At 60.4% G+C, this 15,630-nt stretch carries 12 protein-coding genes; 4 read left to right on the top strand and 8 right to left on the bottom strand.

Features of this window, described 5'->3' with window-relative positions; translation table 11 throughout:
* Positions 1-214 precede the first annotated feature (214 nt).
* On the bottom strand, positions 215-3,367 hold the full coding sequence (locus NKJ80_RS16695) for a GAF domain-containing protein (protein WP_352497967.1): 3,153 nt from the start codon (positions 3,365-3,367) through the stop codon (positions 215-217).
* A 593-nt stretch (positions 3,368-3,960) separates the two neighbouring features.
* Here NKJ80_RS16695 and NKJ80_RS16690 point away from each other — a divergent pair.
* The 3 genes from NKJ80_RS16690 to NKJ80_RS16680 all read left to right on the top strand — a co-directional run bounded on the left by NKJ80_RS16690 (position 3,961) and on the right by NKJ80_RS16680 (position 6,205).
* A complete protein-coding gene (locus tag NKJ80_RS16690) occupies positions 3,961-5,019 on the top strand; it encodes an alpha/beta fold hydrolase (protein WP_352497966.1) in 1,059 nt (352 codons plus the stop codon).
* A gap of 20 nt (positions 5,020-5,039) precedes the next feature.
* Entirely contained in the window at positions 5,040-5,570 is a 531-nt protein-coding gene (locus tag NKJ80_RS16685) for a DUF1003 domain-containing protein (RefSeq protein ID WP_023668020.1), read from the top strand.
* Between the two features lie 242 nt (positions 5,571-5,812).
* Positions 5,813-6,205, top strand: coding sequence for a response regulator (locus NKJ80_RS16680; protein ID WP_023687818.1), 393 nt, complete (start codon positions 5,813-5,815; stop codon positions 6,203-6,205).
* Positions 6,206-6,390: 185 nt separating this feature from the next.
* On the opposite strand, the gene NKJ80_RS16675 is transcribed toward NKJ80_RS16680, so the two are convergent.
* The 3 genes from NKJ80_RS16675 to NKJ80_RS16665 form a co-directional block, all read right to left on the bottom strand.
* On the bottom strand, positions 6,391-6,567 hold the full coding sequence (locus NKJ80_RS16675; RefSeq protein WP_023687819.1) for a hypothetical protein: 177 nt from the start codon (positions 6,565-6,567) through the stop codon (positions 6,391-6,393).
* A 192-nt stretch (positions 6,568-6,759) separates the two neighbouring features.
* Entirely contained in the window at positions 6,760-6,996 is a 237-nt protein-coding gene (locus tag NKJ80_RS16670) for a DUF6894 family protein (protein ID WP_023668023.1), read from the bottom strand.
* Between the two features lie 19 nt (positions 6,997-7,015).
* Positions 7,016-7,855, bottom strand: a complete 840-nt coding sequence (locus tag NKJ80_RS16665; RefSeq protein ID WP_352497965.1) for a Crp/Fnr family transcriptional regulator — start codon at positions 7,853-7,855, stop codon at positions 7,016-7,018.
* Positions 7,856-8,162: 307 nt separating this feature from the next.
* Here NKJ80_RS16665 and NKJ80_RS16660 point away from each other — a divergent pair, with 307 nt between their 5' ends.
* Positions 8,163-11,492 (top strand): DEAD/DEAH box helicase, encoded by a 3,330-nt coding sequence (locus NKJ80_RS16660; RefSeq protein ID WP_352497964.1) that lies wholly within the window; start codon positions 8,163-8,165, stop codon positions 11,490-11,492.
* A 70-nt stretch (positions 11,493-11,562) separates the two neighbouring features.
* On the opposite strand, the gene cyoD is transcribed toward NKJ80_RS16660, so the two are convergent.
* From cyoD to cyoA, 4 genes are read right to left on the bottom strand one after another with little or no spacing between them, the layout of a single operon-like run.
* A complete protein-coding gene (gene cyoD, locus NKJ80_RS16655; RefSeq protein ID WP_023681133.1) occupies positions 11,563-11,973 on the bottom strand; it encodes a cytochrome o ubiquinol oxidase subunit IV in 411 nt (136 codons plus the stop codon).
* Positions 11,970-12,656 (bottom strand): cytochrome (ubi)quinol oxidase subunit III, encoded by a 687-nt coding sequence (locus NKJ80_RS16650; protein WP_352497963.1) that lies wholly within the window; start codon positions 12,654-12,656, stop codon positions 11,970-11,972. The genes cyoD and NKJ80_RS16650 overlap by 4 nt, the downstream gene beginning before the upstream one ends.
* Positions 12,653-14,653: a cytochrome o ubiquinol oxidase subunit I gene (gene cyoB, locus NKJ80_RS16645; protein WP_352497994.1), complete on the bottom strand. Its 2,001-nt coding sequence runs from the start codon at positions 14,651-14,653 to the stop codon at positions 12,653-12,655. The genes NKJ80_RS16650 and cyoB overlap by 4 nt, the downstream gene beginning before the upstream one ends.
* A 2-nt stretch (positions 14,654-14,655) precedes the next feature.
* On the bottom strand, positions 14,656-15,585 hold the full coding sequence (cyoA, locus tag NKJ80_RS16640; protein ID WP_245263729.1) for a ubiquinol oxidase subunit II: 930 nt from the start codon (positions 15,583-15,585) through the stop codon (positions 14,656-14,658).
* Between the last annotated feature and the right edge of the window lie 45 nt (positions 15,586-15,630).

Here is a 15,630-nt window from a genome sequence, read left to right as displayed (position 1 = left end):
CGGCGGCAACGAGATTTCGATCGTGCTGCGCCATCACGGCAATGAGCAAGGCCGCGGATGGGCAAGAGGTCGACAAAATCTGGAGGGATACTGGCTCGGAAAAGTGAAGCCGGGCCATGTCAATATGATGTCGGTGTCCGGCCCTTTTCGCTGCACACCCACGCGGCAAACGGCGTGTTCGGTCACGGGGCGAGCGTCGCGGGCTGTTGCCCGTTCACTTTCGATCCAGCACCTTCCGGACTTTCTCTGCCAATTCGTCGATCGTGTAGGGCTTGGTCAAAAGTTCGGTTCCGAAATCGAGCGTGCCGTTGTGGACAATCGCATTTCGTGTGTAGCCGGTGGTGTAGAGCACTTTTAACGACGGGTGCATTGTCTTGACCTGATCCACCAGCTCCCGGCCCGACATCTCCGGCATCACCACGTCGGTGAACAAAAGCGACGGCACTTGCCCGCTTTCGATGGCCGCCAGCGCGTCGCGTGGGCCTTGCATTTCCAGCACGGAGTAGCCCAGTTCCCGCAGCGCTTCCGCCGCCGTCAGCCGGACGCGATCTTCATCCTCGACAACCATGATGATCTCGTCTGCACAGCCGGGGTGCTCGCCCGCCACGACCTCGATTTGGCTGTCGAGCACGCCGTGGTGCGAGCGCGGCAAATAAATCTTCAACGTGGTTCCGACGCCTCGCTCGGAATAGATCTTCACACTGCCGCCGGACTGGCGAACAAACCCATAGACTTGGCTGAGTCCCAGCCCGGTGCCTTTGCCGACCCCCTTGGTGGTGAAGAACGGATCGAAGGCTCTTGCGACAACATCAGCAGTCATGCCCGTTCCTGTATCGGTGACCGCTATCATCACATACTGGCCGGAGGGGATCGCGTTCTCCCTGGCATAGCGATCGTCGACGTGGGCGTTTGATGTCTCGATCGTCAGCTTGCCGCCAGCAGGCATGGCATCCCTTGCGTTGACGCAAAGGTTGAGCAGCGCGCTTTCCAATTGCCCTGCGTCGGCCTCGACATGCCATAGGCCCGCAGCGAGCACGGTCTCGATCTGAATGGTCTCGCCAAGCGTCCGGTTCAGCAATTCGCTCATACCGGAGACGAGGCGATTTGGATTCAGCCGCTTCGGCGCCAGTGGTTGCTGGCGGGAAAAGGCGAGCAGTCGCCTGGTAAGTTCTGCGGCACGTTGTGCTCCATCGATCGCGCCGGTTACGAATTGGTGGACGTTGGTATCGCCGTTTCTGAGCTTGCGCTGCACAAGGTTCAGGCCGCCGATGATGACGGCCAGCATATTGTTGAAGTCGTGCGCGATGCCACCGGTGAGCTGTCCGACAGCTTCCATCTTCTGGGCTTGGCGCAGGTGCTCTTCTGCTCTGGCGCGTTCCGCAACTTCATCTTTGACACGTTGTTCGAGCGTGCCGTTGAGTGTCTGCAGCGCCTTGAACAGCCGGGAGTTGTCGATGGCCGTCGCGGCATGGCCGGCAAGCCCCAGCAAGGCCGCTTCTTGCTGTTCGGCGAACACGCCGGTCTCTGAATGACCAAGGAAGAGGCCGCCCAGGACCTCGCCCGAACGCGAGACGACCGGCACGGCGAGATAGGAACGCACCGGCAGATGGCCCTCCGGCATTCCCTTGCGGGGCCAGTTCTTTCCGTAACGCGGATCGGTGAGGATATCGTCGGAACGCACCACGCTTGTGCCGCGGAAAGTGGGCTCGAACACCGAGGTGTTGCGCGGCATGGGAAAGTTTTCGAAAGCAGAACGAGGTGCCCCCGAAAGGGCGTAGAGCACATAGCTGTCGCCCTTGTCGTCGATCACATTGTAGAAGAAAGCTCCAAATTGTGCGCCCGACAGCACGACGCCGGCATCGGTTACCGTCTGGACAATTCGCTCCACGTCAAGCTCGGCCGCCACGGCTGCCGCAGTAGCGTTCATCAACTGAAGCTGATGCTCCACCCGCTTTCGCGCGGTGACATCAACCACGGTGCCGATGAAGCGGATCGCACGGCCGGACTGGAAAAGCGCTTCCCCCGTTGCGGCAATCCAGCGCTCCTTGCCATCCCGAAGGCCGATCGTCCGGTATTCGATGTCGTAGCGGGAGGGGGTGCCCGGCGCGAGCGACTGGCGTACGGCCTCGTCGGCCCGTGCGCGATCTTCCGGGTGGAGGCCCGCCAGGAAGGCGCTTTCATATGTCACCTCCGCGTCCGGCGGCAAACCAAAAAGGGCTTTGCACCGGTCGTCCCAACGCAGCACTCCGCTGATGGGATCGTAATCCCAGGTGCCAATAGCGGCCGCGTCGGTGGCAAGCCTCAGCCTCTCCTCGCTGGCCCGTGCCGCCTGTTCCGAGCGAACGCGCTCGATGTGAGCCCAGGACCGCTCCGTCACCTCGGTCAGCAAGGACAGTTCGCGTTGCGACCAGACGCGGCGCTGCTTGTCGTGGATGGCCATCAGGGCAGTCAGTCGGCCTTGTTTGACCAAAGGCATACAGATGGTTGCCGTTATCCCGATATCCTGAAAGGTCTTCGCTTCCTCGGGAGCAATTTCCTCAAGGTTGTTGTTGATGATAAGCGGCTTGTTGGCGCTGAGGTTGGTGACAGCCAGGCGACCGAAATCGGCAAGACTGTAATATCCCCTGATGCTGGGCGAGCCAGGTGCGCTCCAATCGCCGCGGATGGTGAAATGGTCTTGGTCCTGCTCCATGTCGGCATAGGCGCAAATCGAGACGCCAAGATGTTCGCCGAGGAGCCGAGTGGTGATCTGCATGACAGCATCGGCGTCGGCCGCGAGGGCTATCTCCCTGCCGAGGCGGTCGAGAAAAGCAAGGCGTTCGGCGTTCTCACGCAGGGCCAGTTCGGCGCGAAGGCGTTCTATCGCCGTACGCGTCCGGTCCGCGACTGCCGAAATGAGGGCTACTTCCTCCGTCGCCCAGCGTCTGGGCGCGGAGTGGTTCAGGTATAACAGCGCCACCAGCCCGCCATGCTCGGTAACGGGCATGTTGATGACGGATTGGGCGCTGATGGCTTTGAGTGCCTCCGCATGGCTGCTGGTTCGCGGATCTGTCTCAGCGTTTTCAAAGACAACGGTTTCGCCTCGCTTCAAATCCTCGATATACGAGCCGTAATTCCTGAAATTCAGCGTCCCAGCCAGGCTTTTGATGCCTGGCGCGTTCCAGTCCCTGTCAATGGTGATCGTTTCTTTCTCTAGATCGATCGTGCCGTATCCGGCTCGGCTGATGCCAAAATGGTTCCCCAGCAGTTCCGCGGCTGCGTAGGCCAGTTCTGCGGGATCCGTAATCTCGCGAATACGGTCGCCCAGCGCTGCCAAAAGCTCGAAGCGCTGCAGTTCAGATCGCGGATTGCTTGAAGTGGCCCCCATTTCGCCCCCGTTTTGCCCGGACTTAAATGCAGTCTGCGGCCAAGAGTTCCCCGCAGGACGGCAGTTTCTTTGGCGGGCCGGTCAGCCGAACACGCCGCACCGGTCATAGGTTAATGACAGCTTGGCGCGCGGTGGCGGATAAAGGGGAAACCAGCGGGCACTTGACGAGCTCCCTCTGGCTGGGTGCCCGAACCGCACTTCACGTTTGATGCTTGACCGACCCATTCTTACGAATACGGACGCTCTCTATCCAGACGACCTGAAAACGCTTCGGTCGGTCTTCGACGCGCTGTGTGTCAGGAATTTGAGATTTCGTCGGACACTACCGCGGCAGAATCCATCGCGAGAGAGCTGGTCAGACTTTTCCAGACCGGGATGACGGAAGCGGCCATGCTGATGATTGCCGTGCGCGCACGTTGGCAGGGTGATTGGAAAATGGGAGGCAGCAGCGCTGCCCAGGCTTAACGGTCCCAACTCCATGGAGAAGGCCTACTTTAGCCGCTTGAGCCGGTTGTACAGCGTTGTCTTGTCTGGCGGAACAAGCTTTCGCCCCGAGAGTTGGGGTCGGCAGATAGTTTCCAACAGGCACGGGCATGGCGTTCGACAGAGATGGACCGAAACTCGCGACCGGGTTGCTCGCGGCCTCGTTGGCGGTGCTGGCGGCATACAACGCCATCCGCGCCAAACGTGCGATTGCCGGCCGGGCGTGCGGACGTGTGATGGAGATCGATGGTCTGCGCCTGCATTTTATCGAAGCCGGAACCGGCATGCCGCTGCTTCTCCTGCATGGCAATGGATCCATGGCGGAGGATTTCAAGTCGAGCGGCATCTTCGATGAGGCGGCAAAGACCTACCGGGTGATTGCATTTGATCGTCCCGGTTTTGGGCGAAGCTCACGGCCGCGCGGCCGGCGTTGGTCCGCTCGCGACCAAGCCGACCTTATACATGCCGCCGCCTGCGGGCTGGGTATAGAGAAATACCTCGTGCTTGGACATTCCTGGGGAGCTTGGATCGCCCTCGAGTTGGCGCGAAGGCATTCTCCATCGGTCGCCGGCATCGTGCTGGTCTCGGGTTACTACTATCCGCCACCGCGGCTGGATCTTGCACTGGCCGCACTCCCTGCATTGCCTGTGATCGGCACCGCGTTTCGTCACACCTTGCTGCCCCCGCTTGTAAGGCTTGCCTGGCATTGGGCAATGGAGAAGATCTTTAAACCCGCCGTCGTCGCCAGCGACTTCGCCGCACTGGCCAAAGATGTCGCCAGCCGCCCTTCCCAACTGCGGGCGGTTTCTCTGGACACAGCATCGATGCTGGCCGCGTCCCTCTTGGGAAAAGCCAACTATAGGGACATTGCCGTGCCCACCGGCATCATGGCGGGATCCGGGGATCGTTTGTTCGACGCGCAACGCGATGCACGACGCTTGCACGCGGAAGTCGGTGGGTCTCTCCTTGAGGTGGTTCCGGGGGCCGGCCATATGGTTCATCAGAGCGCCCCGCAAGCGGTGGTTGGCATGGTGCACACTATTGCAGGCCGGCACGCCTTGTTCCAAGCGGGCCGTCGGCAGCGACCCAAGTCGCGTGCCGACGAGTTCAAGGCAGATCCGGCCTCGCGGGAGCCACCGGCGATAAGCGACGCCGCTTGCACGGAATGATCTCCAAACGGGGCTTTCAAATGAGCGACCAACGTCCAGCCGACATGCAGTCGGTGCTCCACCAGAACATACAGGCCCTGGTGGAGCACAGGCGACAGCAAGAGGAGCACCAAGGCGTTCAAGCGTGGGTCGCCGGCGCTGTTTCGCGCTTCGCGGGAAGCATGACTTTCGTCTATCTGCACCTTGCAATTCTTGTCGTCTGGGTCCTGGCGAACCTTGGCGCGATACCAGCCGTCCCAGCCTGGGACCCGACTTTCGTGATCCTGGCCATGGTCGCCTCGGTTGAGGCAATCTTCCTGTCTACCTTTGTGCTGATCAATCAGAACAGAATGGCCGCACACAGCGAGCGGCGAGCCGAACTGGATTTGCAGATCAGCCTTCTGAACGAACATGAAACCACGCGGCTGATCGAGATGGTGGCTGCCTTGACGGCGCGTCTGAATATCTCGACCCCGGCCGACAAAGAGCTGCCGGAACTCGCCGAGAATGTCGATCCCCAAAAGGTGATGACGCAAATCCAGCAAGCTTCTGAAGATCAGGAGAACGCTTGATCAAAGCGACCTCGCCGGCAACGGTTCAGCGTCGGCTGCAGCCTGTAATCAGCCTCATTGTCCAGGGCTGTCCAAGCAGCTAAGCCGGCGTCGGCGTTCTCCAGGGTGGGTTCCCGACGTCACAAGTCCGCCGCGCAATCGAAGCAGCGTAGAACTTCGATAACCAACAGGCTGCTGCGCGTCAGATGGAACCAAGTTGACGCCGAAATCGTATTAGCGGTGGCGGCTTGGGAAGATTCCGGATGAGCGAAGGTGCTGTTCTGATCGTCGAAGATGAGACAATGATCCTGCTCGACCTCGAGTCAGCTTTGGAGGAGGCCGGCTTCCAGGTCGTCGGCACTCGGAGTGCCGCCGAGGCGCTGGCGGCTTTCGACCCCGATCCGACCAAGTTCAAGGCCGTGCTCACGGACATCCGTCTGGGAGCAGGACAGTCGGGGTGGGAGGTCGCTCGGCACTTGCGAAGGTCCAACTCGACCATCCCGGTTGTCTATATCAGTGGCGACAGCGCGGTACACTGGGGAGCGGAAGGTGTGCCCAACAGCATAATGATCACCAAGCCCTTTTTTCTGCCGCAGATCATAACTGCCGTTTCTCAACTTTTAAACGCGCAGCAAGGTGCAGAAACTCACCTCTAGAAATCGGACCGCGGCTCCACGAAACCACCGAACATTCTTTCTTCGGCCAATCGGCGCCGTCCGGCGTAAAGCGTTCGCGTCTGCTTGAGTCAAATGTCGGCGGTCTCAACCAGATGTCGACCTCAGCTCCTTTCCCTCGCCACCGGCTCGCATCCACTCGGAAGCCCTCCCGAAAGCAGGGGCGCTCATTGGTTGAGCTTTCGGTCGAGTTCGTCAAGCAATGACCGATGCTCGCTGGGCATGTCCGCATCTGTCGGCAAATCCAGCAACTGGCGAAGCTGGCGACGATTGGCGTCCGATGAAATCCACTCCCGTATGAGGCGGGCTATGACCTTTTGTTGTGCCTTGCCGATTTCTTCCATGTTAGATTCCGAGCTTGTCCGTTGGACGAACTCGGCGGCTCTTTGATGGTTCCCCGTCCTGTACACAAATCGAGGCACAATCTATGGGTTAATGCATGTCGCTCAAAAGTGGCCCTGGTTTTGAGACACGACATGCCAGTGGATGTTTGCAGTCCCAGTCCGCTCGCCTAACGCTGCGCGTAGAGTGCAAATTTATACGTTCGATTTTACCCGAAGCGAGAGGCTCAGCCGCAAAATCTTGGCGCCATTTTCATCGCGCACTTCGATAAACAATTGCTGCCCGTCGACGCTCTTCAGTGACTCTCTCGTGAGGTCGACAAGGCCCTCGAATCCCGCGCGGCGGACCTCTTCGAGGCCAGCGCATTCGACACCTATTTCGTCTTCGAAGATGAGATCGCCATCGCCGCTGTCGAAGAAAAATCGTGCCATCGGAGAGCTTCCGTCACTGCTAATCTGCGGGGTTCCTTTGGTGCAGGTAGGTCGTGTCGAAATCTCCTGCGTGAGTGAGGCCGGCCCAGTCCAGTGCGTGAACTTTTGATCCCGAGGTGGCAATGAGGCCTCTGCGTCGTAGTTCCTGGAGCATCCGGTTGACGTGGACCGTGGACAAACCCAGTGCATCGCCAAGGGCCGCCTGTGTAATGGGGATATCCGCCACGTGATCCTCAATGCGCCCCATGGAGCGCAAGCGAAAAATCAGTTCGCACAGGATGTGAGCCATGCGGGTGTATGCCTCGCGTCTTCCCACATTGATGACCCACTCCCTGTAAATCGCGGCATCTATCAACGTCGACCGCCAAAAAGCGGTGGCGATGCGAGGGTGCTGGTCGCAAACGGCACGCAGGGTGTCATGCCGCATGAAACCTATTCGCGCCGGCGTAAGGGTCGAGAAGTTACAATCCATGACCGACAGATGCAGCCCATGCAGATCAGGAATGTCGCCGGCGACGAAGAATGATGTGATTTGTCGCTTTCCTTCGCCCGTATGTTTGGTGGAACCGACCAAGCCATCAAGAACGACAAACGAGTAAACAGGACGGTCGCCCTCACGCACCAGATCGTGGTTGGCCGAATATTCCTTCTCCTGGATCGGAATGCCTTTCAGAACGCCGATGTCGGCCTCTCGAAGATCCGAGATGGTCTGAAGCTTGCGAATGAGTACATCCGAGGATGAGGTGGGGAACAAATTGACTACCTGGCTGATGTTGGTGATCGAACTATTATCCGCGCCAAAAGTTCCGATTGGCATGGGGACATATGCGCGGCGGCAGAAGGCGCCGCCGTGCGGCATGGTCCCGTGCCTGGGGCGTTTTGCCAGCGTCGAGGGTGGTTGAAGATCCCGGAATGATCCAAGCACCAGTTTTTTAGGACAGCCATAGGTGAGCCAGGCAGCAATGCATTAACCTATGACATAGGCTCGGTTAGAAATTGTCCCGCTGGGCAGCCAGCCCCAGGAGTTCGCCGATCACGGCGCAGCTTTGACCCTTCGCTCCGCCCTTTCGAGGGCTGCACCCGCAGCCCGTCCTGGAACTCTTTGATGCGCCACCAGGAACGGGGTGGCTCCGCTGACGTTGTCTCAGTGGCAAGGTGAGATTTCAGTGAACAGGCATATTTCGCGGACGGATGTCGAACAAATCGATCACACGGATGACAGCGGGTCTGCGATAGGGCACGGCGGACCGCCATCCTCAGCAATCGCGGTAGCGCTGGCCCGTGGCCTGGAGACCAGTCGGGACAAGCACATCATCCATATAGCTCCCTCGGAACGCAGTGCCGAGGAGATCGCCGGCGCCTTGCGTCAGTTCCTGCCTGACGCGGATATCATCTTGCTGCCGTCCTGGGATTGCCTGCCCTACGACAGGGTGTGGCCCACACGCGCCAATATGGGGCGAAGGCTTCGTGCGTTGCGTGAGATCGCAACGAAGCCGGATCGCCCGCGCATCGCTGTGATGTCGCTCGAAGCCATTCTGCAGCGGGTGCCGCCTGCTCCGGTCATCGCTGGCGGTTTCACAATTCTGGAGGTGGGACAAAAGCTCGACCGTGACGATTTCAGAACCAGGTCCGAAGCCATTGGCTATGTCGTCGACGAGAGGGTCGACGAACCGGGTGAGATAGCCTTTCGGGGCGATCTCATCGATATTTTCCCTGCTGGCGCGGATGGCCCCGTTCGCGTCATCGTTGGTCCCGATGCCTGCATCCGCCAGCTCAAGACCTACGACCCGCTCAGTCAGCTCAGCGATCAGGTTCGAGACTCGGTTACGGTCGGACCGGCATCCGAGCTGATCTTTAAAGCTGGTGAGCATCCTGAGCTGACAGCGATGCGCGCGACGTCGATGGAAGAGCGCCTGGCCGCATCGTATGGCGCTATGCCGTCCGTCTTCGATGCGGCTTCCAGCGCCTCGATCTCCTTCCTTGAAGGGACCGACGGGCAGCCGCTCGGCAGAGTTCTGGATCTGGTCGAGGATGCACGTCGTGCCAGGCAGGAGGCAGCCGGAACGAAAAAACCTTTGCCGGGACGATTTTACCTATCCCGTGAAGAGTGGGACGCTGCTCTGCTTAACCGCTGCTGCGTGAGACTTGCCGTTTCTGCCGTGGGAGTTCCCAAATTCTTCCGCCAGGCCCGACCCGGGCATGATTTCGCGGAATTCGTCACAAGGCAGACGAGCGCCGGAGTCAGAGTAGTGTTCACCGGCGATGCCTCTGAATTGCAGCGAGCAGATCGCCTGCTCGATAGGAGACTAGGCCGGCGGGCAGAGGAAGCGGCCGACTTGCCGCAAATCCTTTCGGCCGCAAGGGGCTCTCTTCTCAAGGCTGAATTCGTCCTCGACGAAGGGTTTGTCGACGCGCAATCCAATATCGCCGTGGTGGCCGCATCCGACCTGTTTGGTCCCGCGTTGAAGGCGAACGGGAGCGCGACCACGGGCATACTCGAACCCGAGTTGCGCATTGGCGATGTCGTCGTCCATGAAGACCATGGCCTGGGCGTGCTCGCCGCGGTCGAACAGGTCGAGTTGGCTGGCCAGCAACAGGATGTCGTCAGACTGGAATATCATGGCGGGGCTTCCTTGCTGGTTCCGGTCGACGACTTTGGACGAATATGGCGCTACGGCTCGGAACCGGAGGCAGTGTCGCTTGATCGCCTCAACGGCGAGGGCTGGCCGAAGCGACGCGAAGCTGCGTTGCGCGAGATCGACAGGCTGGCCAAGCGCCTCTTGAGTCTTGCCAAAATCAGGTCCAGCCAGCCTGCCGAGATCATGAAGCCCTCCCGCACGGACTTGGCTCGTTTTGCGGCGAAATTTCCCTATACGGAGACGCCCGACCAAGCGGCCGCCATCCGCGCTGTGCTCGATGACCTTTCGTCGGGAAGAACAATGAACCGGCTCGTCTGCGGCGATGTCGGCTTCGGCAAGACAGAGGTCGCCCTGCGTGCTTGCGCCGCCGCCGCTCTCTGCGGGAAACAGGTTGCTATCATAGCGCCGACAACGGTGTTGGCACGGCAGCACTATGAGACGTTCAGCCGCCGCTTCGCAGGAACTGGCCTGCAGGTCGCCCACCTTTCAAGGATGGTCGGGGCAGCGGACGCGAGAGCGGCAAAAGAGGGTCTGCGAAGCGGCCAGGTTACGGTCGTTGTGGGTACTCAGGCCCTGGCGTCCAAGAGCGTCACCTTCGCCAATCTTGGACTGCTGGTGATCGACGAGGAGCACCGGTTCGGGGTCAAGTTGAAGCGCGCGCTGCGGACCATGGCGCCTCGCCTCCATACGCTGAGCATGACCGCCACACCGATACCCCGGACGTTGCAATCGGCGTTGTCAGGCATCCAGGACGTCAGCGTTCTAAACTCTCCGCCCGCCAAAAGACGTCCCGTTCGCACGATCTTGGCAGCGTTCGATCCAGCATCGGTGCGCGCGGCCCTCCTGCGTGAATTTCACCGGGGTGGACAGAGCTTTTTCGTGGTCCCGCGGATCGAGGATATTGCCCAGGCCTGTGACCAACTGAACAGACTGGTGCCGGAACTCGGGGTCAAGACGGCGCATGGTGAAATGAAGGGGAGACAGCTGGACGAAGTCATGGTCGGATTCGCCGACGGTGATGGCGACATTTTGTTGAGCACCGATATCATCGAGAGCGGCCTCGATGTGCCGCGGGCCAACACCATCATCGTTTGGCGCCCCGACCGGTTCGGTCTGGCGCAGTTGCACCAGCTGCGGGGCCGGGTCGGAAGGGGGGCGGTGCAGGCCGTAGCGTTTCTTCTGACCCAACCTGGCGTTGAACTGGCCGAAGGCACCAAGGCCCGGCTTTCGACGATGCTTGCGCTCGATCGGCTCGGCTCCGGCCTGGCAATCAGTCAAAGAGACCTCGACCTGCGTGGCGCCGGAGATCTTTTCGGCGAAGACCAGGCCGGGCATATGAAGCTGATCGGAGTGGGCTTGTACGAGCACTTGCTGGAGCGGGCGGTCTCGGCGGCTGGCGGAGGGGCCGACTTCGGCAAGCAACTTGCCGAGATCAATGGCTCGGGAAAGGGGGCTTTTCCCGAGAGCTATGTCGACGAGCCTACGGTGCGCGTTGGCCTCTATGCGCGGCTCTCCCGCATCCGTTCGGAGCCGGACCTCGATACATTCAGCGAAGAGCTCGAGGACCGCTTTGGAGACATGCCTGGCGAAGTAGCCCTTTTGCTGGAATTTACCAGGTTGCGAATAGCAGCGTGGGAATTGGGCGTCGGCAAAGTCGATGTGGGTCCCGAGGCTATCGCGATCACCCCTCGGAACAAGCGGTCGGCGTCCCAACGGCGGAACAGCAAGGCGTTGGGCCTGGACTGCCGGAACGGCCGCCTGATTTTCAGGCCGATCCAGCCCAGCGTCTCAGGCATCGACGCCGTTCGCTTAGCGCTTGATGCCCTACGTGCAGCCCAGCCAAAGCACGAGATCTAACGACCCTTTTGTCTCCTGGGCCATCGGTGCGAATGGCGCTGCGGGCGGCCGTGCGTTCGCAGGGGAGCGTTCAAGGCATGGTTCCGGCTTGATGGGGTGTCATGGCAGCCATGTTTTCATTCAGATGGGCCATGATCCAGATAGAGCCCAGAACCACCAGCGCGACGATCAGCACGCCGAAGGCCAGCGCCAGGATGTTGTTGGTGTTGTCCGGCCCGGTGGTCAGGTGGAGAAAGAAGACAAGATGCACCCCCATCTGCGCAACGGCGAGCACCACCAGGGCCGAGATGACCGCGGGCTGGTAAATCAGATCGGTTCGCGCCGCCAGGAATGTCGCGATTGTGAGCAGGATGGCCAGGCCGAAGCCGAGCACATAGCCCGAGAGGCCCCCAGCCGTTTCGTGCTCGCTTATGTGTTCCTCGCCCGGCGCTGAATCGCGGCGGTCCTGCAACTCGCCGGTCTTGCTCTCGATCTCGGTCATGACGATGCTCCCAGCAGATAGACCAGGGTGAAGATGGCAACCCAGATGATGTCGAGGGCGTGCCAGAAGAGCCCGAAGCAGTGGAGCCGCCGCAAAATGTCGGGCCGAAAGCCCTTGACCCACAGCTGCGCCATCATCGTTCCCAGCCAGAGCAGGCCGAGACCGACGTGGGCACCGTGGCAGCCAACGAGCGCAAAGAAGGCAGAAAGAAATGCGCTGCGCGAGGGGCCTGCCTGCTCGCCGATCATTGCCGCGAACTCCTGTAGTTCCAGGAACAGGAACGCTGCCCCGAGCAACCCCGTGACGAGAAGCCAGAACTGCGTGGCAGCCATTGATCTGCGACGGGTGGCGAGTGTTGCCACGCCGCCGGTGAAGCTCGAAGTGAGCAGAAGGCCCGTCTGGACCGCAACCCGTGTCGGTTCGAACAGATCCTTGCCTGTCGGTCCGCCGGCGGTTGCCTTGGCGAGCACGGCGTAGGCGGCGAAAAATGCCGAGAACATGATGATGTCGGACAGGAGAAAGATCCAGAAGCCGTAGGTCACCGTGACGAACTTTGAGGCCGGGCCGCCTTCTCCGTGGCCCGTCGCAGAGCGCACCGCATGCCGACCGGTGTGATTAAGCCGATACGGGCCCCGTGCCTGGGTGCCGGCGCTGATGTCGCCGGAGAATGCGTGATCGCTCATGCCGGGCGCTCCCACCCGCGCAGCCAGGCAAACTGGGCTGCCTTGTGGTCATGATCGATGCGGGCGACCTCGTCGACAGGGATCTCGTAATCTCCATGATCGCGCCAGGCGAATACGACGAAGGTTGCGTAGGCGCCGATGAAGCCGACGATCGCCAGCCACCATATATGCCAGATCAGCGCGAAGCCGATCAGTGTGCTGAAGAAGGCGGTGACGAAGCCAGTCGGGCTGTTGCGAGGCATCTCGATCGGCTCATATGCCTTTTCCTCGTCCGCGCTCTGTTCGATCCCTCGTTGCTTGATGCTCCAGTAGGGCTCTTCGTCTTCCACGTGAGGCAGCCGTGCATAATTGAAGACAGGAGGAGGAGAAGATGTCGACCACTCCAGCGAACGCCCGTCCCACGGGTCGCCGGTTTCGTCGCGAAACTTGTCGCGATACCGGATCGAAACGAAAAGCTGTGTGATCTGCAGCGCCGCGCCGGCGATCATCACCACCACGCCGAAAGCGGCCACCACCAGCCACGGCGCCCAAAGGTCCATATCGATATGTTGCAGGCGCCGCGTCATGCCGAGCAGACCGACAATATAGAGCGGTACGAAGACCAGCATGTAGCCGGCCAAGGTGACCCAAAATGCCGCTTTTCCCCAGCCTTCGTGCAAACGGAAGCCGAACGCCTTGGGGAACCAGTAGGTGAAGCCGGCGAATGCTCCAAACAACACGCCCGAGATGATGACGTTATGGAAATGCGCGACGAGGAAAAGGGAATTGTGTAGCACGAAGTCGGCCGGCGGGACGGCAAGCAGGACGCCAGTCATGCCGCCGACGGTGAAGGTGGTCACGAAAGCCAGTGCCCAAAGCATCGGCGTGTCGAAACGAACGCGCCCGCCATACATGGTGAAGAGCCAGTTGTAGATTTTCACACCGGTTCCCACGGCAATGACCGACGTGGCGATGCCGAAGGCGGCATTAACGTCCGCTCCGGCACCCATAGTGAAGAAGTGATGCAGCCAGACCATGAACGAGACGATGCAGATGAACATCGTGGCCGCGACCATCGAACGGTATCCGAACAGCGGCTTCGATGAAAAAGTCGAGAAAATCTCGGAAAAGATTCCGAAGGCGGGAAGCACCAGGATGTATACTTCGGGATGGCCCCACGCCCAGATCAGGTTGACGAACATCATCTGATTTCCACCGGCTTCGTTGGTGAAGAAGTGGAAGCCGAGATACCGGTCCAGCGTCAGCATTGCGAGCGTGGCGGTAAGGATCGGGAAGGCTGCGACAATGAGCAGGTTGGACGCGAGCGAGGTCCAGCAGAACATCGGCATTCGCAGATAGCCCATTCCCGGCGCCCGCATCTTGAGGATAGTCGTCACCAGGTTGACACCGGTGAGCAGCGTGCCGACGCCGGAGATCTGGATCGCCCACAGATAATAATCGACACCGACGCCCGGCGAGTAGGTGGTTTCCGACAAAGGGGCATAGGGCAGCCAGCCGGTGCGCGCGAACTCGCCGATCACAAGCGAGATGTTGACCAGCAGGGCTCCGGAAGCCGTCAGCCAGAAGCTGACGGAATTGAGCGTCGGAAAAGCGACATCGCGTACGCCAAGCTGCAGCGGCACGACGAAATTCATCAGGCCGATCATGAACGGCATCGCGGCGAAGAAGATCATGATCGTGCCGTGCGCGGAAAAGATCTGGTCGTAATGCTCCGGCGGGAGGTAGCCCGGCCCGTGAATCGCCAGCACCTGTTGTGTGCGCATCATGATAGCATCGATAAAACCACGAAGAAGCATGAGCATCGCCAGCCCAATGTACATCACGCCGATGCGCTTGTGGTCGACCGAGCTTATCCACTCGCTCCACAGATATGGCCAGTACCCCTTCACCGTTATCCAGCCAAGCACGGCGGCTGCTGCCAGAAAGACGCCAAGGGCTGCGCCGAGGGGGATGGGTTGATCGAAAGGAACGGCCGACCAGTCGAGCTTGCCCAGCATCGTCATTCTGCGCCTTGTGGATGATGGGTCATCGTTGCCGCCGCCGCGGGTAATGCCCTTGGGCTCACCTGTGGCTCGCCGCTGGCTGCGCTCTCAGCAGGCCCCGGACCCGGTGGGAGCGTCTGCTGAACGACCGCTTCGAACAGCCCAGGCTGGACATGACCGAAGGAAGCCGGCGCCACATTTGTGCTTTGCCGGGCGAGTTCGCGATAGGCGTTGGCGTTGAGCACGCCGCCCCCGCCACGCAGCGATGACGCCCAGCGGGTGAAGGCATCGGCTGAAACCGCGCTCACACTGAAATTCATATCCGAGAAGCCGTCGCCGCTGAAGTGCGCCGACTGGCCGAAAAAGCTGCCCTCGCGGTCGGCCTGCAGATGCAATTCGGTCTGCATGCCGTTCATGACGTAGACCATGCTGCCAAGCTGGGGCACGAAGAACGTGTTCATCACGCTGGCCGAGGTCAATTTGAAACGCACTGGAACACCGGCGGGGATAACCAGTTGATTGACAGCACCCACGCCCTGCTCGGGATAGAGGAACAGCCATTTCCAGTCGAGCGCCACCACCTGAATGTCGAGCGGCGGCTGGCTAGAAGGGATCGGTTTGCGCGGATCGAGCTGATACGATCCGTAGTAGATCAGACCGCCAATGAACAGGATGGTGAGCGTCGGGATCGACCAGACGATCAACTCCACGCGTCCCGAATAGGTGAACTCCGGGTTATAGCGGGCGTTGCTGTTCGAGGCGCGGAACTTCCAGGCGAATGCCAGAAGTGCAACAAGCGTGGGAACAACGATCACCAGCATCACCGCCAGCGAGTTCAAAAGGATCGTGCGATTGCCGACGCCAATTGGTCCTTGGGGATCGAGCACTCCCCCCGCGCAACCGGGCAAGAATGCGCCTCCGAGGATCCAGAGCAGTTGGCGTGTCAACTTAGGGCTGGATGGCAACAACACCGGCTCTGCAATCTCTCTTTG

It is taken from the genome of Mesorhizobium sp. M0030, from assembly GCF_040323695.1.
In the GTDB taxonomy this organism is placed as follows: domain Bacteria; phylum Pseudomonadota; class Alphaproteobacteria; order Rhizobiales; family Rhizobiaceae; genus Mesorhizobium.
This window is presented reverse-complemented; position numbering and strand designations above follow the sequence as displayed.

Bases quoted from the DNA above. Each gene is read 5' to 3' on its own strand.
- NKJ80_RS16670 (WP_023668023.1), bottom strand. From the start codon at position 6,996: ATGGCACGATTTTTCTTCGACAGCGGCGATGGCGATCTCATCTTCGAA.
- NKJ80_RS16675 (WP_023687819.1), bottom strand. From the start codon at position 6,567: ATGGAAGAAATCGGCAAGGCACAACAAAAGGTCATAGCCCGCCTCATA.
- NKJ80_RS16650 (WP_352497963.1), bottom strand. From the start codon at position 12,656: ATGAGCGATCACGCATTCTCCGGCGACATCAGCGCCGGCACCCAGGCA.
- cyoD (WP_023681133.1), bottom strand. From the start codon at position 11,973: ATGACCGAGATCGAGAGCAAGACCGGCGAGTTGCAGGACCGCCGCGAT.
- NKJ80_RS16695 (WP_352497967.1), bottom strand. From the start codon at position 3,367: ATGGGGGCCACTTCAAGCAATCCGCGATCTGAACTGCAGCGCTTCGAG.
- NKJ80_RS16665 (WP_352497965.1), bottom strand. From the start codon at position 7,855: ATGCCGCACGGCGGCGCCTTCTGCCGCCGCGCATATGTCCCCATGCCA.
- cyoB (WP_352497994.1), bottom strand. From the start codon at position 14,653: ATGCTGGGCAAGCTCGACTGGTCGGCCGTTCCTTTCGATCAACCCATC.
- NKJ80_RS16690 (WP_352497966.1), top strand. From the start codon at position 3,961: ATGGCGTTCGACAGAGATGGACCGAAACTCGCGACCGGGTTGCTCGCG.
- NKJ80_RS16685 (WP_023668020.1), top strand. From the start codon at position 5,040: ATGAGCGACCAACGTCCAGCCGACATGCAGTCGGTGCTCCACCAGAAC.
- NKJ80_RS16680 (WP_023687818.1), top strand. From the start codon at position 5,813: ATGAGCGAAGGTGCTGTTCTGATCGTCGAAGATGAGACAATGATCCTG.